The following is a 21,214-nucleotide window of genomic DNA, read 5'->3' as shown; positions in this document are numbered from 1 at the left end:
CCGCGCAGGGACACCGGGTCTCCGGGCAGGGACGACGGGATCGGCCAACCACCTCGGCGAGGATTGAAAACGACCGGGGAGAGTGCAAGGATCACTCTTCGTGAACACCGATTCGGGTGAGCAGCCCGATACCCCGCCGACGCAGGCAGACCCGGCACCACCTGCGACGAAACAGCCGCGCGATCCCCGGCGACTCGCCACACCGCTGCCGCTGCTCATGCTCGGGGCCCTCGGGATCGTCTTCGGCGACATCGGCACCTCCCCGCTCTACGCCCTGCAGACGGTCTTCAGCATCCACCACAACTCGGTCGCCCCCACCGAACAGGACGTCCTCGGAGTCGTCTCCATGGTCTTCTGGTGCCTCATGCTCATCGTCTCCATCGCCTACCTCGGCTTCATCCTCCGCGCCGACAATGAAGGCGAAGGCGGCATCCTCTCCCTGGCCGCGCTCATCAAACGCAAGCTCGGGGCCGGATCGTCCCGCGTCAAGGTCGTCATGGTGCTCGCGATCATCGGCGCCGCCCTCTTCTACGGCGACTCACTCATCACCCCCGCAGTCTCGGTGCTCAGCGCCGTCGAAGGACTCCACGTCGTCAGCCCCGAGCTCGGCCCGTGGGTGGTGCCGTTGGCCGTCGTCATCCTCGCCACCCTCTTCGCCGTCCAACGGTGGGGGACAGGCTCCATCGGCCGAGCGTTCGGACCGATCATGTTCGTCTGGTTCGCTGTCCTCGCGCTCCTCGGCATTCCCCAGATCATCGCCAATCCGTCGATCCTCCGCGCACTCTCACCGACCTATGCGTTCGACTTCGCCCTCGACCGCCCTCTCGTCGCCTTCATCGCCGCCGGCGCCGTCGTCCTCGCCGTCACCGGAGTCGAAGCGCTCTACGCCGATATGGGCCATTTCGGGCGCCGTCCCATCGTCGTGGCCTGGTTCAGCATCATCTTCCCCGCCCTCGTGCTCAACTACTTCGGGCAGGGTGCGATGATCCTCGTCGACCCGTCGGCGATCGAGAACCCGTTCTTCCGCCTCGCCCCCGGCTGGGCGCAGATGCCGCTCGTCGTCCTCGCCACCGCCGCCACGATCATCGCCTCACAGGCGGTGATCTCCGGGGCCTTCTCCGTCTCCCGCCAGGCCACCCGACTCTCGCTGTTGCCGCGACTCAAGGTCATCCAGACCTCGAAACGCGAAAGCGGACAGATCTATGTGCCGGCGGTCAACGGGATCCTCTTCATCGGCGTCATGGCGCTTGTGCTCTCCTTCCGCTCCTCCCAAGCGCTCGCCTCCGCCTACGGTCTGGCCGTCACCGCGACGCTCCTCCTCGAACTCTCCCTCTTCCTCCTCCTCGCACTCGAGATCTGGAAGTGGAAGCTGCCGTGGGTGCTCCTCACGGGCCTGCCCATCGGCGGCGTCGAATTCGCGCTGTTTGCCGCCAACGTCGTCAAGATCGCCTCCGGCGGGTGGCTGCCGCTGGCCATCGCCGCGGTTCTCGTCACGATCATGCTCACGTGGAAGAAGGGATCGGCGCTGATGTTCGGCAGGCGAGCCGAAATGGAAGGACCCATCGAGGACTTCGTCGAGGAGATCGGCCGCGCACCCGTCCTCCGGGTGCCCGGCGTCGCCGTCTACCCGCACGGCAACCCGGCGACGGCCCCGCTGGCGCTGCGCTCGAACGTCGACTGCAACCACATCCTCCACGAACACGTCGTCATCGTCACGATCAAGAACCTCGGCGTCCCCCACGTGAGCCATGACAAGCGCGTCGTCGTCTCCGATCTCGGCCGTCCCGACGACGGCATCGTCCACGTCCTCTACAGCATCGGATTCAACGACTCACAGGACGTTCCGAGTGCGCTGCGGCAGGCCGTCGGTCGCACCCCGGAGCTCGACTTCGACCCGAAGGAGGCGATGTACATCATCTCCGTCTTCCGGATCGAACCCGGCGGCGACGCCCGGATGGCGCGCTGGCAGAAGAGCCTCTTCCGCACCCTGGAGAAGGCCTCGGCGAACCGCACCCACGTCCTCCACCTGCCCGCCGACCGCACGACGGTCATGGGGGAGACCGCCGAACTCTGAGCAGGTCGGGGCACTCAGGCGCCGAGGCCGGGGCCGGGAGCAGAGGTCGGAGCCGGCATCGAGGCTCAGGTCGACGGCGGGCGCCCGGAGAGTACACTCGGCCACGTCAGCTCAGCGCGTGTCAACCGGCGAAAGGGGCGAAACCGTGCTCGAGGTTCCACCGCTGGTCATCGGCGTCGTCCTGCTCCTCGTAAGGGGAGTGCTCGCCTTCACGTTCTTCCACGAATCGCTGCTCAAGCTCAAGGACGTGCGCGCCTTCGCGAAGAACGACGGACTGCCGCTGCCGCTGGCCTGGTTCGTGCCGATCGCCGAATTCGCCGCAGCCCTGTCCTTCACCACCGGCGTGCTCGCACAGTTCGCGGGCATCGGCGTTGTCGTGCTCATGCTCATCACGATCTCGATGCAGAACTTCCGCTGGCACAGCGCGTACTGGGCGGCCGAAAACGGCTGGGAGTACGACCTCTTCCTGCTCACCATGGCCGCAGTCATCGCGGTCTTCGGTCCCGGCCCGATCAGCATTCCCGGACTGCTCAGCCTCAGCTGACGAGGTTGAGCCGACGAGGTTGGGCGAACGAGGCTGGGCAACAGGACCCTCAGCGCAGCTCGCCGGCGGCGTAGGCCGCCTGACCGGCATGCTGCGTGGCATCGTCGACGATCGAGACGAGACGCACGCCCCGGGTGACCGGCGGTGTCCAGTTCTCGTCGATGACGACGCCGAAGTCCTCAGCAGACAGCGTGTTCGCATAGTCGATGAGGGCGGTCAGGGCGGCCGTGGCGTAGTCGGTGAGCAGTCCCTGATCGTTGACGACGATCTCGGACGCCTGTTCGGGAGTGTGACCGTAGCCGACCGTGTCGCCGATCGCGCCGAGGTCGAACCGCTCACGGTACGTCTCCCACACCTGCGGTTCACCCGAGAGCCCGGAGAGCTGGACGTCGACCTCCCGTCCGATGTGCCACAGCAGCCACGCGATCGAGTTCGGATGCGAACCCGGATGCGCGTTGAGCTGCTCCGGGGTGAGGTCCGGAAGACCCGTGACCGCGTCGATGGGACGGTGGGCGAAGTCGGCGAAGAGCTCGGTGATCGTCATGGCTCCCATTGTGCTCCTCGCATCCGCGGATTTCAGCCCCCGCCGCTGCCCACCTCGGTGTCCACGATCCGGAAGACCGCCTCGTCGCGGGAATAAACCAACGTCCGTTGCGGCTGTTGTGGGCACCATCGAACGTCAACGAAGGAGTCTCACATGAGTCGCGTCGTCATCCTCGGCGGACACGGGAAGGTCGCGCTGCTCGCGGCCCCGAAGCTCGCGGCGGCAGGGTTCGCCGTCGACTCGGTCATCCGCAACCCCGAACAGGCCGCCGACATCGAAGCCGCCGACGCCCATCCGGTGGTCCTCGACATCGAGACCGCGGATACCGACGCCCTCGCCGAGGTGTTCGCCGGAGCCGATGCCATCGTCTTCTCCGCCGGTGCAGGCGGCGGGAGCCCGGAGCGGACCAAGGCCGTCGACCTCGAGGCCGCAAAGCGAGCCGTCGACGCCGCCGAACAGGCCGGCGTCAAGCGCTTCGTCATGGTCTCGTATGCGACCGTGGGCATCGACCTCGACCGCATCGACCCGGCGAACTCGTTCTACCCCTACGTCGAGGCCAAGCACGGCGCGGACGCCTACCTGCGCAACAGTTCCCTCGACTACACGATCCTCGGACCCGGACACCTCACCCTCGATCCCTCGAACGCTCTGGTGACGATCGCCGATGAGCGCGGCGACATCGAAGGCCGCACTCCCGGCGAAGGACAGGGCGTGACCTCGCGCGAACTCGTCGCCGACGTCATCACCTTTGTCATCGTCAACGACGCCGCCGTGCGGGAGACGGTGAACTTCTACGACGGTTCCGTGCCCCTCGCCGAGGCGATCGGCTGAACCTGCGGCCGCCTCGGCGAGGGTGCGGTGGGGTCGGTCGACGGGCGGCGGGTTCGGGGCTCAGTCGAGTCGATTCCACAGATGGTGGGTCAGCCCGCTGGCGGTGCCCACCGTCTCGAGTGAGAAGCGGTCCGTCAGCGTCTCCGGGTTCTCCCACAGCCGCACCCCGGTGCCGAGGACGATGGGCACCGTGACGGTGTGCATGAAGTCGACGAGTCCCGCGGCGAGGAATTCCTTGACCGAGGTCGGGCCGCCGCCGAGGCGGACGTCGAGTCCGTCTGCGGCGGCCTTCGCCTGCGTGAGCGCCTCGAGCGGATCGGCGTCGATGAAGTGGAAGACCGTGCCGTTGGGGAACTCCATTGGCGGACGGGGGTGGTGAGTGAGGATGAAGCACGGGGTCGCGAACGGCGGCTCCTCGCCCCACCAGCCCCGCCAGCCGTCCTCGGGCCACGGCCCGGTCTGCGGACCGAACTTCTTCCGCCCCATGATCTCGGCCCCGATGCCCTGACCCCACATCGCGAAGAGCGCACGGTCGACGGTCACCGGGTCGGCCGGGGCGCCGTGGACACCTGAGATGACGCGACCGTCGAAGTAGGAGAAGAGGGCTCTGGCTCCGCCGATGGGCTCGTCGAAGGTCACATGGTCCCCGGCCGCGTAGCCGTCGAGGGAGACGAAGAGGTTGTGGACTCGCGTGCGTGCCATGGCTGCTCCTGCCGGTTGCCGAGTGCGGGTGGATCCAGAGTAGGATGAAGCACTTGCAGAGTGCAATCACCTGAGGGAGGAAATGTGGCCAGGGAACCGCGTTCGGGCTGTGCGATCAACGCCGCCGTCGAGGTGCTCGGCGATGCGTGGAGCCTCATCGTGCTCCGTGACATCGTCTTCGGCAACCGCCGGCACTTCCGTGAGCTGCTCGTCGGCAACGACGAGGGCATCGCCTCGAACATCCTCGCTGATCGCCTGAAGAAACTGGTGGACGAAGGGCTCCTGACCAAGGCGGAGGCGGTCCGCGGTCAGAAGGCGAAATACTCGCTCACCGAGTCGGGGATCCAGACCCTGCCGGTCATGGTTGCACTCGGAACCTGGGGGATGACCCACCGCGAGACCTCACCGGAGCTGACGATCCGATCCAGACTCATGACCGAAGACCCCCAGCTCGTCTCCGGCCTCATGGAGGAGCTGAGGGAGACTCACCTCGGCGTTCCGCGTCCCGATCCGGATTCACCGCGCGCTTCGGAACGGCTGCAGGCCGCCTTCGACGCGGAGATCGCCGGAAGCTGAGCCGGTCGTCGAACTTGGTTGCGGCCGGCGCCGATGATCGGGGATTGCCGCGCGGAGGTCGCTGGGACGATTCTGTTGTCTGATCCTTCGAGGTGTGATTCCATGGAATAAGCAGTTGCAATATGCAATCGCTTAATCCCAGTACTGATCCCGAAGGAACGATCATGTTCAGCGGACTCATGGCCGGCATCACCGTCGGCAGCGAGGAGGAAGCGACAGAATGGCATTCCAGTCTCTTCGCGCCCATTCTCCCGATCACCGTTCCGGACGGGAACCAGGTGGTGTTTTTCAGTGAGTGAGTTCGCAGACGATCAGGGCGCACCTGTGACCGCGACGATCAGCCTCGGTGCTGATATCGAGCACCCGGTCTCGACAGTGTGGACTGCCTTCGCCGAAGCAGATCAGCGTGTGCAGTGGGGAGTCCCCGAAGGGGAGGAGATGGTCTGTGACATCGACGAATTCCGCCCCGGTGGATCGATCCGCGCCCGTTGCGGGGCGCCTGGAGCATTGGAGTTCGCATCGACTGGGCAGTACTGCGCTGTCATGCCGGAGCGTCACATCGTGACCACTGAGACTCTCACAAGAGACGATGAGATCCTCTCGACCGCCATCATCACCTGGACCCTGACGGCCACCTCGACAGGCACCAGAGTCGAACTCGTCGACCAGGTCGTTTCCTTCGTCGGTCAGGGGATGATCGACGGCCACCGGAACGGCCACGACATCTGCCTGCGACAGCTCGGCGAATTCCTCAGTTCGTGAGATCCGCAGCCCACGGAATATCGGCGCCGGTACGGCCGACGGTGATCCCGGCCAACGTCGACGCCCTGTCGCCCAATGACGTCAGTTCCGCAGTGCCGAGGTCGGACAACGCTGACGTCGCGGCATGCACATCGTGGATGAGGGAGACCATGAACGTGTCCCCGGCCCCGATCGTATCCACGACGTCGACCCGAGCCGAAGCCACCGTCGCCCGCGCCGAGGCGGTCGCCAGGACTGCGCCCTCACCTCCGCGAGTCATCGCCACCAGGTCCGGACCAAGGCCGAGCAGACGATCGACCTGCGCTTCTTCAGCGAGGTCGGGGTAGAGCCACTCGGCATCGACATCGCTGAGCTTGACGACGTCGACGCGTGCGGCGAGGTCCTCGAATCGGGCCAGTGCCGCCGTCTGCTCGCCGATGATCGTCGGGCGGATGTTCGGGTCGAACGTCACCAGTCGCGTCGACGGGTGACGGTTGTCGAGCAGGGCGTCGATCGTCGCGGCGCCCGGCTGGAGGAAGGCTGCGATCGATCCGATGTGGATCGCCTCCCACGGTTCGCCTGTGACCGGTGCCGGATCAGGAGCCCACCGCAGGTGGAAGTCGTATTCAGCCGAGCCGTCGGCAGAGAGGACCGCGCGCGCCGTCGACGTGGCTCCTCGCGGCGTCGCATGGACGGTGACGTTCGAGGCGCGCAGGTGGGCCAGCAGGAAGCCGCCGTGGAAGTCATCGCCGACATCGGTGAGCAGAGCGACATCATCGCCGAGGCGGCCGAGCCCGAGCGCGACATTCGCCGGCGCTCCGCCGGGAGCGTATCTGTCCGAGGTGCCAGGAAGAGTGACGATGTCGATGAGCGCTTCGCCGATGACGAGGATGGTCATCCGTCCATTGTATTCACCCAGGTGAACGCTGGTCTCTGCGGCATGAATCGGAGATCGTTCGAAGATCGGAGTGATCTGCGTCTCACTCGTGTCAGTGCCCCGTGGCACCGTATGTTCATGGACAACGACACTGTGACAACAGACATCAGAGAGATCAACTACAAGACCGCTGAGACCGAGTTCAGGCCCCGAGCGGGCGAATGCCTCGTCTGCTATGTTCACCGGCAGCTCGGAGTGCACGGCTGCGATGATACACACCGTTTCGCTGAGAGCTTCCGCGACCAGACGGCACCGCGGGCGACCGCGCTCATCCCACGACTGAGAGGATTCGGCGCGCGCCGGTGCGACTGTGAGCTGCTGCGTGAGGTCTATACCTTCGCGCCGAGACCACTCCTGGCTCGCGGCACCGTCGCCGGGACGATTGGGGCTCGGTTGGGCACTGATGACCTCTTCGACATCGGGGTGCTGAGGAAGGTGAGGGAGTACGAACCCGGCGGCGAATACTGGCGCGAACGGGTCTATGAGGACATCACCCGGTTCGGAAACGCTCGGTCGTACAGATACGGAGGCGAGTACGGCTACAGCGACGGGAGCGGGTACGCCAGTGAGCATAATCTGGTCGCCGGAGAGGGAGCCTACACCGAGCACCAATGGGAGAGTGTCCGCCGGTACGCCGACGCACACTCAGTTGATGTCCCACGCGTGGGTGAATACTCAGCGCCGCACTGGGACGACGGTGGCTTCGGTGGGACCGAATCGGCGGAGTACCCGTATCACTCGAACGGGTATCGAGGACACGAGCTCGAGGACCCTGCGGACCCGTTTGGCCCAGGGTTCCGGATTCGGCGTGTCGAGCAGGCGGAGGAGATCTATCTCTGCTGTCAGTATGTTCGTCGAGGCTCCACCCAGCCATGCGGCAACTGGCAGCGCGGCAGACGGCGTCCTCGATGGACCCCGCCGGTTCCACCGTGGGGAATGGAAGAACCGGGGTGGGGAATTGAAACGCAGGACGACCCGGGACTGCGTGCTCCGTTCTGAGAGTTCTCAGCGCTGAGCAGTCCGGCAGAATGGAAGTATGACACTGCGCCTCTTCCTCGACTGCGACCCCGGTATCGACGATGCGATCGCTCTGACCTACCTGCTGTGCCAGGACGATGTCGATGTCGTCGGAATCGCCGCCTCGGGAGGCAATGTCGCCACCGCGCAGGTTGTCGCGAACACCCTCGGATGGCTCGAACTCGCCGGACGTTCCGACATTCCCGTCCATCCCGGTCACCCCCTGCCGCTGGCCCGGCACGGCGATGACCCACGTGTGACGGCGACAGACATGGCGGACATCGAATACGCGGACCTCACCCATGGGCAGACCGGCACCGGCTACGCCACCCTGCCGACGCCGACCGTGGCAGCGAGCTCCACCTCGGCGGCACAGGCCTGGGTCGATGCCGCCCGCGCCCACCCGGGCGAACTCATCGGCGTCGTCATCGGACCCTCGACGAATCTCGCGCTCGCCCTCGACATCGAACCGAGACTCCCGCACCTCCTGCGCCGGCTCTTCATCATGGGCGGGGCGTTCAACTACCGCGGCAACACACATCCGACGACCGAATGGAACGTCACATTCGACCCGGAGTCGACCGCCCAAGTCCTCACCGCCTGGGACCGGGCACGCCACGAGCAGCCCGACCTCGAACTTCCCGTCATCGCCCCGATCGAAGCCACCGAGGCGGTGGCGATGACCCCGGAGCGCCTCAGTGTCATCCGCGATTCCGCAACCGGGGAAGCCTGGACCCCGGTGCTCGATCAGCTCGCCGAAGCGCTGCGGTTCTACTTCGAATTCCACGACTGGGACGGCCTGGGCTACCTCGCCCACATCCACGACCCGTTCGTCCTCGCGTGCGCCCTCGCCTGGGCACGCAACCCCGACCAGCCGGCGGGAGAACTGCCGTGGGCGCAGACGGCGACGGCGCCGGTCGACGTCGAACTCACCGGTACACTCACACGAGGCGAAACCGTCGCCGACTGGCTGGGACGGTGGGGGAAGGAACCCAACGCCGAGATCATCCGTACGATCGACGCCGACCCCTTCCTCGACCACCTCGGCGCCACCCTGACGAAAGGACCACACCATGAGCAAAGACCTGAGAACACGTAGCCTCTCTGGGCAGGGGCCAGCCGCACCGACTGGTCCCGGACAAACCCGCATCCCCGCCCTCGCGCTCATCCTCACCCTCCTCGGCACGCTCGTCATCATCACGACCTACCTCGCCGTCCTCCTCACTCAACCGGCCAACCTCGGCATCGATCTCGGCCACACCACGCTGTGGGTCATGGTCGGCTACCTCGTCGGCGGCGGTCTCCTCGCGGCAGGAACCCTGCCGCTCATTCCCCGCAGCGTCCTCGCGCTCATCCCTGTCGCGATCGCCCTCAACATCGTCATCGGCCAGATCGTCGGCACGATGACCACGATCCCGCTCTACCTCGACTCCATCGGCACCGTGATGATCGGCGTCCTCGCCGGTCCTGCCGCAGGAGCCTTCACCGGGATCCTCTCGAACCTCATCTGGGGTGTCACGCTCAACCCCAGCGTCATCGCCTTCACGACCGGAGCCGCCTTCATCGGTGCGGCCGCCGGGTGGGCCGCCCGCCTCGGCGCCTTCCGCACCCCGTGGTTCGCCGTCCTCGCCGGCGCGATTGCCGGTGTGCCCACCGCTGCTCTCGCCGCCCCGGTCGCCGCGTATGTCTTCGGCGGCGGGCTCGGCACGGGCACCGGGAGCGTCGTCGCGATCCTCCAGGCCACCGGCCAGAAGATGCTCGCCGCGACCCTCACCCAGAGCCTCATCTCCGATGTCCTCGACAAGGCGATCATCTTCGCCCTCGCCTACGTCATCGTCCGCTCCCTGCCCAGGCGGATCCTCGACCGCTATCCCTTCACCGGGCACAGCCTCGCAAAGCGTGCCCGCACCGCTGACCGGCGCTGAATGAGTCCGTCGGTTCTGACCGAGACGGAATCCCGGCGCTGGCACCCGGCCACCGAGATCATCGTCCTCGGATGCGCGCTCGTGCTCGTGTTCGGGATTCCGTCCCCGGTCGTCCCTCTCCTGGTCCTCGCAGGGTCCACCATCGCGGCCGTGGCGTCCCCGAGCGTGAAGGTCGCCACGTGGGCCGCGACCGTCGCCGTCCTCTGCGTGCCGATGCTCATCGTCGTCGGCCTCGTGCAAGGCCTGTTCTACCCGGGGGACGAGGTCCGTGTGCTCTGGCGGGCAGGACCCGTGCGGTTGAGCATCGAAGGGCTCGCGATCGCCGTCCAGCAGTGGCTGCGGGTGACGGCGCTCGTCGCCCTGTGCGCCGTCATCGGCCTCGGCAGCGATGCGGCCAGGTTCTTCGACGGTCTCATCACCCTGCGCCTTCCTGCCTCGATCGCCTACGTGTGCGCGTCCTCGCTCAGCCTCATCCCCCTCGTCCGCGCTCGGGTCCGTGAAGTCCTCGAGGCCCGTGCCGCCCGCGGCTGGGCGACCGACCGCTGGTCGGTGCGCCTGCGCCTGCTGCCCGGCATCGTCACCGGAGTCTTCACCTCCCTTCTCGTCACCGTCGACCAGCGACACGAGGTCCTCGAGCAACGCGGCTTCGCCGCCTCCGACCATTCCGTGTCCCTCCAGGATCATCCCGACAGTCGGTGGCAGCGCCTCCTTCGCCGAGGCGGGCCCGCCCTCACGCTCATCCTCGTCGTCCTCTCGGTGCTCGGACTGCTGCCTCTGCCCGGTGCCGCAGACATGCTCGGAGGGCTGCGATGAGAGTGCTCGATCTCAGAGGAGTCGACGTCACCTACCGCGGAACTGAGCAACCCGCGCTCACCGGTCTCGACCTCCGCCTCGACTCCGGGCAGCTGCATGCGGTGCTCGGCCCACAGAACTCCGGAACCTCGACACTGTGCCGACTGGCCGTCGGGCTGCTCGCCGGCCGGGGCACGGTCCACGGCGAGGCGCGCGCTGTCGAGGACGCCGTCATGCTCGGTGACGACCCCGAGGCACAGCTGAGCGGAATGGCCAGCCGAGTCAGTGACGAGGTCCAGCTGCCGAGCCGCCTGCGCGGACGTGACCCGGCGACAGCACGGGACGCCGCGATGCAGGCGCTGGAGTCGCTCGGTGCGGCCGCGCTGTGGGAGCGTCGACTCGAGACGCTCTCGGGAGGGCAGAGGCACCTCGTGGCTCTCGCCGGACTGCTCGCGCTCGACCCGGCACTCCTCGTCCTCGACCAGCCGGGACTCTCCCTCGACCCTGTGATGCGGGTCGGTCTCGTCGCCGCTCTGCAGGACTACGCCGCCCATGGGGGTACCGTGCTTCTCACCGGCCACCAGTTCGACGAGGTGGCCGCTGCCTGCGAAGCGATCAGCGTCCTCGGCAACGGCCGCATCGTGAGGACGCTCGACATGGCAGAACTGACCCCACAGGCGCTGGCCTCCCACGGCGTCTGGAGCGCTCTGCCCACAATCGCACCGGCCGGTGAGTCGACGGATCCGGAGCGGGTCGAGCCGGAGCCGGCTGGGTCCGCGCAGGCGAAGCCAGAGCCGGACGAGACAGATACGACAGTGGCTGCACCGGCGGGACCGGAGACGGCCAGCCGGCCCGCGCTGTCGATCCGCGGACTCCGAGTCGAGCGCGGCGGCAGGGCGGTGCTCGCGGGTCTCGACTTCGACATCCGTCCGGGCGAGTTTGTCGCCCTCATGGGTGCCAACGGCGCAGGCAAGTCGACGCTGCTCAAGGCCCTGCTCGGCCTCCTCGAACCGGGAGCCGCGGTCACAGGCGCGATGACGGTGCACCGCCTCGGCGAGGACATCGCGCTCACGGGTCTGCCGACGCACCGGAGGGCCGCCCATCTCGGCTGGGTCGGTCAGGACCCGGGAACCCAGCTCTCGACTGCCACCGTGCGCGATGAGCTCCTGCGGGCGGCACCGCTGCCGCGGCATCGCCGCCGCGACCGGGCGGCGGTTCGCGCGCAGCGGGAGTCGGCGGTCGCCTCGGCGCTGGAGGCCACCGGACTCACTTCCGTTGCCGGCACCCATCCCTTCGACCTGGGCACCACCCGTCGGAAGGACGTCGTCATCGCGTCCTCGCTTGTGACTTCTCCACCGATTCTGCTCCTCGACGAGCCCACTCAGGGCAGGGATGATGGGGACATGAGCAGGCTCACCGGTTTCATCACCGACTTCCTCCGAGGGGGCGGCGCTGTACTCGCAGCGACCCACGACGAACGGTGGGCGGGAACAGCCCACTCGGTCGTTCGCCTTGATGCGGGCAGACTCACCGAGCGACGGATCGGGGCATGAGCATGGTGGTGCCGCTGTGAGAGCCCGTGGTCCTGTGACGCTCTTCGGAGCGTGGGCGCTCCACGATCTCGAAGAGATCGTCGCCTTTCCCGCGACGACGCACCGCTTGGCCGAGGAGACGGGAGCGGACTGGCTGCGCACCTCCGGACGGCGGTCGGCGGTGGCGATCGGGCTCATGGGGGTCGTCGTCGGGGTTGCCTGCGTGCGGGGAGCGGTGACCAACGGCCGCTCGCGCTTCTATCGCCGAACGCTCGCCGGGCTCGACCTGCACGTGTGGACGCATGTGGCTGCCTCGGTGGTGCTGAGGCGGTACACGGCAGGAGTCCTCACCGCGGTCCCCGTCATGCTTCCCGGCGCATCGGTGGCCAAGCGCGAACTGGCGGCTTCCGGTCACGCGCTGACGCGAGCCGACCGGGCGGTGGGGGCGCCGACGATGGTGATCGCGGCGCTCGCCTGCCATGGTGTGGCGAGAGCTCTGGTGCGGGAGTGAGCGGTGCTGAAATGACCGGGGAGGCGGGCGGGAAAGTCCTGAGTTTCTGAGACAGGAGCCGTCGTCAGCAGTCGATGTGCTCAGTAATCGAAGGACGAGTCGGTGTCGAGCGAGCCGGGGCCGCGGAACTTCTGCAGGTGGATGTGGCGGGCGAAGCGGATGACCGGGCGGATGAGCATCTCGATGCTGCCGAGGACGAAGAGGCAGGTGCCGGCGAACATGAGTTCGTCGGAGAAGAACATGAAGCTGCCGATGAGGAACCACAGGCCGATGAGGACATCGTTGACGATGCTGATCATCTGATAGCGCTGACGGATGACGATCTCGTCGTGTCCGATGTGCATGACGAGATCATGTTCCTGCGTGGTCACGCATTCCTCCGGGGGTGAGGCGAAAAAAAAGGCCAGGACGATCCTATTCGGCCTCGACCCGCCGATGCCAACGAGATCCGCCTGACTCACGGAGCTCGCACCTGATTCTCGGCGGTCACGCGGGTGTTTGAGACCGGACCAGCGATCGGGTGGGCGGCAGCCGTTCACGCTACGGTGGCATCATGACGACTCAGCCACGGCGAATCGCTGTGATCGGAGGGTCGGGATCAGGTAAGACGAGTTTCGCCCGCCGGCTCTCAACGATCCTCGGAGCACCGCACATCGAGCTCGACTCCCTTCACTGGGACCCTGACTGGACTCCGGTGCCCACCGCGGAATTCCGAAGCCGTGTCGCAGCCGCACTGTCCGGGCATACGTGGATCGCCGACGGGAACTATCAGGGCAAACTCGGTGATCGGGTGCTCCGCCTTGCCGACGCCGTGGTGTGGCTGGATCCGGGACGGCCGACGATCATGTGGCGAGTCATCACCCGCACAATTCGACGCGCTCGCTCCCACGAAGTCCTGTGGAACGGCAACCGCGAGTCGTGGGGTGCTTTCCGGCTGTGGAGAGGCGATGACTCGATCATCTGGTGGGCGTGGACATCGGCGGGAGGCATTCGCGAGAAGTTCGGTCCGTTGCCGCGAGATCCTGCGCTCGCCCACGTGAGCTTTCACCGACTGCGCTCCCGCCGCGACGTCGACGAGTTTCTGGAGACGATGAGTCGTCGTGGCTGCGTCAGGGCCGTCGACTAGTCTCGGCGGAAAGGCACACAGCCTGGGGCGTCCGATCGATGGGCGCACCGTCTGCAGGCCCACCCGAGCCGATCTCGATGAGGAGACACCATGAGCCGTTCCGTGCAGATCACCTTCGACAGTCACGACCCGATCCTGCTCGCCAGATTCTGGGCTGAGACGCTGGGTTACGTCGTCCCCGGTCCGCCGGGAGTGACCCTCGGCGAGGACGATGACCCCTTCGTTGCGTGGCGGGACTTCCTCTCCTCCCTCGGCGTCGAGATGCGACCCGAGGACATGCGGGCAGCCATCGAGGACCCTGCGGGTCGCGGTCCGCGAGTGTTCTTCCAGACGGTGCCGGAAGGCAAGACCGTGAAGAACCGCGTCCATCTCGACGTCCGTGCAGCCCCCGGACTCCAAGGCGAGGAGCGGATGAACGCCCTCGAAGCCGAATGCACCCGCCTCGTCGCGTTGGGCGCGACCCGGCTCGAACGCTTCGAACCCGCCCCACCGATGGAGACCGGCTTCATCGTCATGGCCGACCCCGAAGGCAACGAATTCTGCCTCGACTGACACCGGGAGGACGCGGCCGCCGACCGCAGATACCGACGCATTCTGAGAGACCCTGTCCCCGGATCAGCTGCGTTGCTACGGTGGCAGGTATGAACACCGCCTCGCCCGCACCGTTCGCCGCCGTCGTCGCCCTCACCTTCAGCCTCACCCTGGCAGGCTGCGCCGGAGGAAGTGAGGACGCCCCACCGTCGCAGACATCCGGCGACCCGGTTCCCACGCAGTCCGACGACGCCTCCTCAGGTCAGCCGTCGCCCGCACCCTCAGCGAGCACCACCGGCCTGCCCGAAGACGCCGACCTCAGCAGGAAATCGCCCCGGGTCACGCCCGATGAGGCGATCGCCACCGCGCAGAAGGCGGCCGGTGACGGCACCCTCCACGCGATCGAACTCGACTACGACCGACGCGACGGCGCGTGGCAGTACGAAGTGAAGATCCTCAAGGACCGAACCGACTTCGACATCGACGTCGATGCGGAGACCGGGAAGATCGTCAAGAACGAGAAGGACACCACGAACGACTCCGAGAAGGCCATCGACCTCAAGTCGCCGATGATCTACGGCGAGGCGTTCGACCTCGCCTCCGATCAGGGCAAGGGACGCCTCACCGGTTGGAAGCTCGAATCCGACGACGATCGCACCGAGTACCAGTTCGACTTCGACGACAACGGCACCGAGACCGAAGTGAGCGTCGACGTCGACTCCAAGCGCGTCACCGTGGACGGCTGAACCGTCATCCGTCGTAGTCTGGTGCCATGCGCGCACCCACCGGTCGACTCGAAGTGATCACCGGCCCGATGTTTTCGGGCAAGTCCGAAGAGCTCATGCGCCGCGTCCGGCGCGCCCGCATCGCCGGGATCAATGCGCTCGTCATCAGCCACGCCCTCGACACCCGGGCCGAACTGTTCGCCGTGACCTCCCATATCGGCGTCACCGTCCCCGCCGTTCCCGTCCCGGACGTCACCGCCCTCGCCGAGGCGGCCCGCACCGAGGACTTCGACCTCATCGCCATCGACGAGGCCCAGTTCTTCGGCCCCGACCTCGTCCCCGTCGTCGACGACCTCCTCAGCCGCGGCATCGACGTCATCGTCGAAGGACTGTGCGTGACGTTCGACGGCACGCCCTTCGAACCGCTGCCGAGCTTCATGGCCGTCGCCGAAGACGTCACGAAACTCACCGCCGTCTGCACGATCTGCGGTCGCGACGCCGTCTTCCACGAACGCCTCTCCGCCGATGCGGTCGGCGCAGCCACCGACATCGATGCCAGCCACATCGGCGGCCTCGACTCGTATGTCGCCCGCTGCCGAGAGCACTTCGGAACCGGCGCTGAGGGGAACTGACGCCGGCGGGGATGACTCAGTCGGTCGAGACGATGTCCGCCCACACCTCACGCCAGATCTCCGCGAGCGCGGGAATGTTGTAGTGCGCGTTGAGTCCGCTCGGCTGCGGCACGACCCGCAGGGAGACGTCCTCGGGCCAGCCCGGAATGAGCGAGGCGTCCTGCACGCCGAGCGTTGCCTTCGGCTGCGAGAACGCGATCCGGAACGACGTGATCCCGGCGATCGCCACCGTCTTCGGACGGATCTCCGACAGCCGCTCGACGAGCCGCGCCCCACCGGCACGCAGCTCCCCGGCGTGGAGTTCGTCCGCGCGTGCGGTCGCCCGCCCGACGAGATTGGTGATCCCGATGCCCCGGGAGAGCAGATGCTCCTCATCGGCGGCAGTGAGCCCGAGAGAGGCATCGACGAGATGATCGGTCAGCCCGGCCTGGTGCAGCGAGGGCCAGAACCTGTTGCCCGGCCGGGCGAACGGGGCATTGACCGCCGCCGTCCACAGTCCCGGATTGATGCCGACGATGAGCAGGGAGAGCTCCCCGGGTCGGGCGGGCAGCACGTCGTCGATCGCGTCGGGATCGTCTGTGGCGAACCGGGCGAGATCGTCTTTCGTCGGTTTCCTCCCCGCCAAGGGCGACGGTCTGCGGGACCTGCGATTTTCCTCGGACACGTCGACCAGACTACCGTCGAAGCACGACGAATCGAACGGACCAGACCATGAGCCACGTGCACACCCGACCGGGTGCCGGCGAATCCCCGCCCTTCCACTTCGAGACGACCTGGCGCGTCGCCGAGGCGGTCGAACCGGTCTGGGAGGTCCTCTCCGCAATCGACGAATGGCCCCGGTGGTGGCCGGGGATCGCCCAGACTCATGCCCTTGACGGTTCGGTCGAGGAGGGATCCCGCGCGGACATCGTCGTGCGCAGCCCGGTGGGCCTCACCTTGACCTTGCGACTGCGCATCGAGCGCATCGACCCGCCTCGGCAGGTCGTGCTCGACTGCGACGGCGATCTGCGGGGCCGCGGTGTGTGGACACTCGACAGTTCGGGTCCGCTCACCGTCATCGACGCCGTGTGGTGCGTGACGACGAAACGCCTCCTGCCACGGCTGGTCCGCCCCCTCTCCGCAGGACTGCACTCCGCAGTCATGCGCTCAGGAGAACGCGGTCTCCGCAGCCGACTGAGCGCACTCACCTGAGCTCGAACGGCGAGCACTCGACCCCGAACCGCGGCAACGCGAAACTGCACCGCAGGCGCTCGTTCCCGCACCGCACCTGACTTCGCACCGCGCGTGCCGCACGGTCACCGCCGGTCGGCAGGCGGCAGCGCGTGCGTGATGAGGCCAGTGAGGAAGTCTTCGACGGTGTCGAGTGCCCGAGTGCTGCCCTCGGCCCGGCACACCCCGACCGCGCCTTCGAATGAGCACACGGTGAGCGCGGCGATCCCCTCGGCGTCGTCGTTGTCGACACCCGCCTCGACGAGGCTTACCCGCAGCGCCCTCTCCCAGCGGGAGAAGGACTCCTTCGCAGCATCCACGGCACCTCGTGTCGTCCCCGTGCGCGACTCCGTCACCGCGACCGAGAACACCGGGCATCCCGCTTCGAATTCGCTGTCGATGAGCATCGTGCGCGTGACCGCCAGCAGACTGCGCAAGCCGTGGTCGGGGCCGTCCTGCAGTGCCGTCTGCAGCAGCGTCGAGATCGACTCGCCCGCGTACTCGACGGCTTCACGGGCGAGCTGCGGCTTGCCCTCGGGGAAGTAGTGGTACGTCGACCCCAACGGAGTGTCGGCATGACGGGCGAGTTCGCGCACACTCGTGCGCGCCAGTCCGCCCCGAGCGAGCATGTCTGCGGCTCCGGCGACGATCCGCTCGCGGGGGTTGTTCGGCATGGCGCCTCCTCGATCTGAGTTGCCATCGATCATAGTCCGCACTATGTCGACTGTCATAGAAGGTGATCGTGATTCCAAGGACGATGAAGTCATCGGGGGCCGTTGGGGTCGTCTCTGGTCAGGGCCGCTGGTCGTCAGCCACGGCCGCAGTCCACGCCTCGATCCCGCCCGCCAAGGACCGCAGGCGCACCCCAGCCGGGGCACCGGGTGCCGCCGCCTCGAGAGCCGTGGCCGAACGGACCCCTGACCGGCAGTGAAGGACAATGTCCGCGGCACCGCCGACCGCCTCGGCGAGGGCAGGCCATCCGGAGGCGACGATCGCGGCCAGCGGCACGTGCACAGAGCCGGGAATGCTCACGATCTGCCGCTCCCACGACTCGCGGACGTCGACGATGACGGCCCCACCGCTGCCGTCCCGCAGCTCGGCGACAGTCGCCTCGGCCACCGGGGAAGCAGCGGTTACGGCGGGTGCCGCGCAGGCCGCAGTCACCTCGGCGAGGTCCGTGACGGGCCTTCGGTCCGGGTCGGGGAGGAAGCGCAGGGTCGTGAACGCCGTGGTCAGCGCATCACAGCGGAGGAGGCGGCCGATGAGCGGCTCGCCGATGCCGCAGATGAGCTTGATCGCCTCGGCGGCCATCGTCGACCCGACGAGGCCGCAGAGGACTCCGAGCACCCCGCCCTCGGCGCAGCTCGGCACCGAATCGGCGTCGGGGATGTCGGGGAAGAGGTCGCGCAGCATCGGTCCGTGCCCGGGCACGAACGTGCTCACCTGACCCTCGAAGCGGAAGATCGTGCCCCAGACGAGCGGTGTGCCGGTGAGTTCGGCGGCATCGTTCGACAGGTACCGGGTCGCGAAGTTGTCCGCACCGTCGATGACGAGGTCGTGGGCGGCGAAGAGACTCAGCGCATTGTCCGGGGTGAGCCGGTCGTCGATCGCCTCCACCGACAGGTGCGGGTCGAGACGGACGAGGGCATCTCTGGCCGATTCGACCTTGGGCCGGCCGACGTCGGCATCCCGGTGGAGGATCTGGCGCTGGAGATTCGAGGTCTCCACCCGGTCGTCGTCGATGACGCTGATGTGCCCGATGCCCGCCGCCCCGAGGTACTGGAGCACCGGAGCTCCGAGCCCGCCGGCCCCGATGACGAGCACGCGGGCCCCGCGCAGGCGCCGCTGCCCGATCTCCCCGACCTGAGGCAGGCTGAGGTGCCGGGCATACCGGGTGATCTCCTCCCGCGACAGCTGCGCGACGGGCTCGACGAGAGGGGCGAGGGCCGGCATGCCGCTCACGGTCCCATCACCAGGTTCTCCACCGAGTCGATCAGGCCCGTCTCCGGCGACGAGGCCAGGGCGAGGGGACGCTTTGGGATGCGGCCGGCCGAATAGGCCAGACGTCCTGCATCGACGGCCAGAGCCATCGCCCGGGCCATCGCCGGTGCGTCATGGGCGCGGGTGACCGCGGAGGCGAGCAGCACCGCCGTGCACCCGAGCTCCATCGCCAGCGCCGCGTCCGAGGCCGTGCCGATGCCCGCGTCGAGGATGACGGGCACCTGCGCGCGGGAGACGATCGTTTCGATGTTGTGAGGGTTGAGGATGCCCAGCCCCGAACCGATCGGGGCACCCGCGGGCATGACTGCTGCGACCCCGGCATCCTCGAGCCGCTTCGCCAGCGCCGGGTCGTCGTTCGTGTACGCGAAGACCTCGAAGCCGTCGAGGACGAGCTCCTCGGCGGCGCGGAAGAGCTCGACCGGATCCGGCAGCAGCGTGTCCTCGTCGGCGATGACCTCGAGTTTGACCCACGAGGTCTTGAGCGCCTCCCTGGCCAGCTGTGCGGTGAGTACGGCGTCGCGGGCCGTGTAGCATCCGGCGGTGTTGGGCAGGGCCCGGATGTGCAGCCGCTGAAGCAGGGCGAAGACCGAGTCCCGGGCTTCGGCGTCGAAGCGGCGGATCGCGACCGTCGTCAGCTCTGTCGCCGAGGCGGTGAGTGCGTCTTCGAGGATGGTCAGGGTGCTCGCCCCACCAGTGCCCATGACGAGGTGGGAGTCGAAGGTCGTGCCGTCGATCGTCCAGCTCATCTCAGCCTCCCTGCACTGCGGTGACGAGGTCGACGGTGTGCCCGCCTTCGATCGTGAAGTCGGCCCAGAGTCCGCGGCGGACGACTTCGCCGTCGATGGCCAGTGCCACACCGAGGCGGCCGCCGTCGGCCGGGGTGCCGTCGGGTGTCAGCTGTCGACCGGTGACGTCTTCGACGAGCGCGCGGGCGGTGGTGCCCGCTTCGAGTTCCCGGCTCTCGCCGTTGAGGGTGATGATCATGGTGTCTTCCTTGCAGTGGTGGGTCGGTGGAGCAGTCCGCAGTGGTGGTCGATGTCAGTGTGCAGGCGCCGGCTCGCGCTCGAACCGTTCGGGGGAAAGACTCTCGAGAGCACCCGGTGGCAGCCATTCGGAGTCGGTGTCGAGGACGAGGTCGGCGCCGAGTCTCGCGCCCAGCGGTGCGAGGAGGACTCCGTGTCGGAAGTATCCGGTGGAGACGACGCAGCCGGGATCGGTGCGCCCGATGATCGGCAGGTCATCGGGGGACCCGGGACGGGCGCGGGCGGTGATCTCCGTGATCTCTGCGCGCAGCAGTCCGGGCACAAGGCGTTCGGCGTCGTGGAGGAGCCGGTGGACGCCTTCGGCGAGGACACCGGGGCGACCGTCCTCGCGTGAGGTGGCCCCGAGGACGAGTTCCCCGTCGGGTCGGGGCACGATGTAGACGGGTCGGCCGGCGACGAGTCCGCGGATCGTGCGGGTGAGCAGCGGCGGCGACTGGGGGTCGCTGCGGAGGCGGATGATGTCGCCGTGGACGGCGCGCAGCGGCAGCAGGGGCGCCTCGGCGATCGCGTTGCCCGCCTCCCCGGCGGCGATGACGACCTGGTCGCCGGTGAGCAGGCTCCCGTCGGACAGGCCCACCCCGGTGGTCCGACCCGCGGTGCGCACGATCTCTATGGCCTCCATGCGCACGACGCGCTCGGCGAGCAGACCGAGCAGGGCAGCGGTCACCCTGCGGGGGTCGATCGCATGGTCGCCGGGGATCCGCACGGCACCGCACACACCCGGCGCCAGCGCCGGTTCGAGAGCACGGGCCTGGGACCCGGTGAGAAGTTCGACCGCGGAACCCGCCCGGATCTGCAGGCTGCGGAGCTCGCGCAGAGTGGTGAGGTCGGCACGGTCGCCGGCGCACACGAGGGTCTCCGCCGCAGTCTCGCCGAGGTCGTCGCCGGAGGCGGCGGCCAACCGGGCTGAGAAGTCGGGGTAGAGCGCGGCCGAGGCGCGCATGAGCGGGAAGAGCGGGGACTGGCCCCAGGCGATCTCTGCAGCTGGGGCGATCATTCCCGCCGCCGCGTACGTCGCTCCCTCACCCGGCTGCGGGTCGACGACCGTGACCGCGGCTCCCCGGGACTCGAGCTCCCACGCCGTGGCCAGGCCGATGATCCCGGCCCCGATGACGATGACGTGCATGCGATTCTCCCTCCGGCGGCATGACCCGCATCAGGTGTGACGGTCGGCACGAAGCCCTCTCAGCCTCCCATGCGAGGCTCCCGCGAACTCCTCTA

At 67.8% G+C, this 21,214-nt stretch carries 27 protein-coding genes and 1 riboswitch; of the genes, 17 read left to right on the top strand and 10 right to left on the bottom strand.

Features of this window, described 5'->3' with window-relative positions:
* The first annotated feature begins 100 nt into the window (after nt 1–100).
* Nucleotides 101–2,074 (top strand): potassium transporter Kup, encoded by a 1,974-nt coding sequence (locus AACX88_RS15065; protein WP_339393699.1) that lies wholly within the window; start codon nt 101–103, stop codon nt 2,072–2,074.
* A 145-nt stretch (nt 2,075–2,219) separates the two neighbouring features.
* Nucleotides 2,220–2,618: a DoxX family protein gene (locus AACX88_RS15060; protein ID WP_339393698.1), complete on the top strand. Its 399-nt coding sequence runs from the start codon at nt 2,220–2,222 to the stop codon at nt 2,616–2,618.
* A 49-nt stretch (nt 2,619–2,667) separates the two neighbouring features.
* Here AACX88_RS15060 and AACX88_RS15055 read toward each other — a convergent pair whose 3' ends face one another.
* Nucleotides 2,668–3,162: a mycothiol transferase gene (locus AACX88_RS15055; RefSeq protein ID WP_339393697.1), complete on the bottom strand. Its 495-nt coding sequence runs from the start codon at nt 3,160–3,162 to the stop codon at nt 2,668–2,670.
* A 153-nt stretch (nt 3,163–3,315) separates the two neighbouring features.
* On the opposite strand from AACX88_RS15055, the gene AACX88_RS15050 reads away from it, so the two are divergent.
* Nucleotides 3,316–3,993, top strand: a complete 678-nt coding sequence (locus tag AACX88_RS15050) for an NAD(P)H-binding protein (protein ID WP_339393696.1) — start codon at nt 3,316–3,318, stop codon at nt 3,991–3,993.
* Nucleotides 3,994–4,053: 60 nt separating this feature from the next.
* Here AACX88_RS15050 and AACX88_RS15045 read toward each other — a convergent pair whose 3' ends face one another.
* Nucleotides 4,054–4,695, bottom strand: coding sequence for a dihydrofolate reductase family protein (locus tag AACX88_RS15045; RefSeq protein ID WP_339393695.1), 642 nt, complete (start codon nt 4,693–4,695; stop codon nt 4,054–4,056).
* Nucleotides 4,696–4,779: 84 nt separating this feature from the next.
* Between AACX88_RS15045 and AACX88_RS15040 the strand changes: the two genes are divergently transcribed.
* From AACX88_RS15040 to AACX88_RS15030, 3 genes are all read left to right on the top strand, one after another.
* Nucleotides 4,780–5,271, top strand: coding sequence for a winged helix-turn-helix transcriptional regulator (locus AACX88_RS15040; RefSeq protein ID WP_339393694.1), 492 nt, complete (start codon nt 4,780–4,782; stop codon nt 5,269–5,271).
* Between the two features lie 164 nt (nt 5,272–5,435).
* Complete coding sequence (locus AACX88_RS15035) at nt 5,436–5,570, top strand: hypothetical protein (protein ID WP_339393693.1); 135 nt, start codon at nt 5,436–5,438, stop codon at nt 5,568–5,570.
* On the top strand, nt 5,563–6,033 hold the full coding sequence (locus AACX88_RS15030) for an SRPBCC domain-containing protein (protein WP_339393692.1): 471 nt from the start codon (nt 5,563–5,565) through the stop codon (nt 6,031–6,033). Before AACX88_RS15035 ends, AACX88_RS15030 begins: the two co-directional genes overlap by 8 nt.
* Here AACX88_RS15030 and AACX88_RS15025 read toward each other — a convergent pair.
* Nucleotides 6,023–6,910, bottom strand: coding sequence for a carbohydrate kinase family protein (locus AACX88_RS15025; protein WP_339393691.1), 888 nt, complete (start codon nt 6,908–6,910; stop codon nt 6,023–6,025). The two genes, AACX88_RS15030 and AACX88_RS15025, sit on opposite strands and share 11 nt — an antisense overlap.
* A gap of 117 nt (nt 6,911–7,027) precedes the next feature.
* Here AACX88_RS15025 and AACX88_RS15020 point away from each other — a divergent pair, with 117 nt between their 5' ends.
* The 6 genes from AACX88_RS15020 to AACX88_RS14995 are packed head-to-tail and all read left to right on the top strand — an operon-like array spanning nt 7,028 to nt 12,726.
* Nucleotides 7,028–7,948, top strand: coding sequence for a DUF2695 domain-containing protein (locus tag AACX88_RS15020; RefSeq protein WP_339393690.1), 921 nt, complete (start codon nt 7,028–7,030; stop codon nt 7,946–7,948).
* Between the two features lie 37 nt (nt 7,949–7,985).
* Nucleotides 7,986–9,065 carry a nucleoside hydrolase gene (locus AACX88_RS15015; protein WP_339393689.1) on the top strand — a complete coding sequence of 360 codons (1,080 nt, stop codon included), beginning with the start codon at nt 7,986–7,988 and terminating at the stop codon, nt 9,063–9,065.
* A complete protein-coding gene (locus AACX88_RS15010; RefSeq protein ID WP_339393688.1) occupies nt 9,040–9,891 on the top strand; it encodes a histidine kinase in 852 nt (283 codons plus the stop codon). The genes AACX88_RS15015 and AACX88_RS15010 overlap by 26 nt, the downstream gene beginning before the upstream one ends.
* Nucleotides 9,892–10,704, top strand: coding sequence for an energy-coupling factor transporter transmembrane component T family protein (locus AACX88_RS15005; RefSeq protein ID WP_339393687.1), 813 nt, complete (start codon nt 9,892–9,894; stop codon nt 10,702–10,704). It begins immediately after the preceding gene.
* Nucleotides 10,701–12,236, top strand: coding sequence for an ATP-binding cassette domain-containing protein (locus AACX88_RS15000; RefSeq protein WP_339393686.1), 1,536 nt, complete (start codon nt 10,701–10,703; stop codon nt 12,234–12,236). The genes AACX88_RS15005 and AACX88_RS15000 overlap by 4 nt, the downstream gene beginning before the upstream one ends.
* Before the next feature lie 34 nt (nt 12,237–12,270).
* The gene (locus AACX88_RS14995; RefSeq protein ID WP_339393685.1) at nt 12,271–12,726 is read left to right on the top strand and encodes an HXXEE domain-containing protein; all 456 of its coding nucleotides are present in this window, start codon (nt 12,271–12,273) and stop codon (nt 12,724–12,726) included.
* 80 nt (nt 12,727–12,806) lie between these two features.
* Here AACX88_RS14995 and AACX88_RS14990 read toward each other — a convergent pair whose 3' ends face one another.
* Nucleotides 12,807–13,097 (bottom strand): YrhK family protein, encoded by a 291-nt coding sequence (locus AACX88_RS14990; RefSeq protein WP_339393684.1) that lies wholly within the window; start codon nt 13,095–13,097, stop codon nt 12,807–12,809.
* Between the two features lie 182 nt (nt 13,098–13,279).
* Between AACX88_RS14990 and AACX88_RS14985 the strand changes: the two genes are divergently transcribed.
* From AACX88_RS14985 to AACX88_RS14970, 4 genes are all read left to right on the top strand, one after another.
* Complete coding sequence (locus tag AACX88_RS14985) at nt 13,280–13,852, top strand: P-loop NTPase family protein (RefSeq protein ID WP_339393683.1); 573 nt, start codon at nt 13,280–13,282, stop codon at nt 13,850–13,852.
* A gap of 90 nt (nt 13,853–13,942) precedes the next feature.
* Nucleotides 13,943–14,404, top strand: coding sequence for a VOC family protein (locus AACX88_RS14980; RefSeq protein WP_339393682.1), 462 nt, complete (start codon nt 13,943–13,945; stop codon nt 14,402–14,404).
* 89 nt (nt 14,405–14,493) lie between these two features.
* Nucleotides 14,494–15,129: a PepSY domain-containing protein gene (locus tag AACX88_RS14975; RefSeq protein WP_339393681.1), complete on the top strand. Its 636-nt coding sequence runs from the start codon at nt 14,494–14,496 to the stop codon at nt 15,127–15,129.
* A 26-nt stretch (nt 15,130–15,155) separates the two neighbouring features.
* The gene (locus AACX88_RS14970) at nt 15,156–15,740 is read left to right on the top strand and encodes a thymidine kinase (protein ID WP_339393680.1); all 585 of its coding nucleotides are present in this window, start codon (nt 15,156–15,158) and stop codon (nt 15,738–15,740) included.
* Nucleotides 15,741–15,756: 16 nt separating this feature from the next.
* On the opposite strand, the gene AACX88_RS14965 is transcribed toward AACX88_RS14970, so the two are convergent.
* Entirely contained in the window at nt 15,757–16,404 is a 648-nt protein-coding gene (locus AACX88_RS14965) for a mismatch-specific DNA-glycosylase (RefSeq protein ID WP_339393679.1), read from the bottom strand.
* Between the two features lie 47 nt (nt 16,405–16,451).
* Here AACX88_RS14965 and AACX88_RS14960 point away from each other — a divergent pair, with 47 nt between their 5' ends.
* Complete coding sequence (locus AACX88_RS14960) at nt 16,452–16,931, top strand: SRPBCC family protein (protein WP_339393678.1); 480 nt, start codon at nt 16,452–16,454, stop codon at nt 16,929–16,931.
* Between the two features lie 104 nt (nt 16,932–17,035).
* On the opposite strand, the gene AACX88_RS14955 is transcribed toward AACX88_RS14960, so the two are convergent.
* The 5 genes from AACX88_RS14955 to thiO form a co-directional block, all read right to left on the bottom strand.
* Nucleotides 17,036–17,623: a TetR/AcrR family transcriptional regulator gene (locus AACX88_RS14955; protein ID WP_339393677.1), complete on the bottom strand. Its 588-nt coding sequence runs from the start codon at nt 17,621–17,623 to the stop codon at nt 17,036–17,038.
* A gap of 118 nt (nt 17,624–17,741) precedes the next feature.
* A complete protein-coding gene (moeB, locus tag AACX88_RS14950) occupies nt 17,742–18,902 on the bottom strand; it encodes a molybdopterin-synthase adenylyltransferase MoeB (RefSeq protein WP_339393676.1) in 1,161 nt (386 codons plus the stop codon).
* A gap of 5 nt (nt 18,903–18,907) precedes the next feature.
* The gene (locus AACX88_RS14945; protein ID WP_339393675.1) at nt 18,908–19,696 is read right to left on the bottom strand and encodes a thiazole synthase; all 789 of its coding nucleotides are present in this window, start codon (nt 19,694–19,696) and stop codon (nt 18,908–18,910) included.
* A 1-nt stretch (nt 19,697) separates the two neighbouring features.
* A complete protein-coding gene (thiS, locus tag AACX88_RS14940; protein ID WP_339393674.1) occupies nt 19,698–19,934 on the bottom strand; it encodes a sulfur carrier protein ThiS in 237 nt (78 codons plus the stop codon).
* 54 nt (nt 19,935–19,988) lie between these two features.
* Nucleotides 19,989–21,119, bottom strand: coding sequence for a glycine oxidase ThiO (gene thiO / locus AACX88_RS14935; protein ID WP_339393673.1), 1,131 nt, complete (start codon nt 21,117–21,119; stop codon nt 19,989–19,991).
* Nucleotides 21,110–21,213: riboswitch (TPP riboswitch) on the bottom strand. It overlaps the preceding gene by 10 nt.
* Nucleotide 21,214: the final 1 nt, after the last annotated feature.

This window comes from Brevibacterium metallidurans, from assembly GCF_037101285.1.
Taxonomy (GTDB): Bacteria; Actinomycetota; Actinomycetes; order Actinomycetales; family Brevibacteriaceae; genus Brevibacterium; species Brevibacterium metallidurans.
This window is presented reverse-complemented; position numbering and strand designations above follow the sequence as displayed.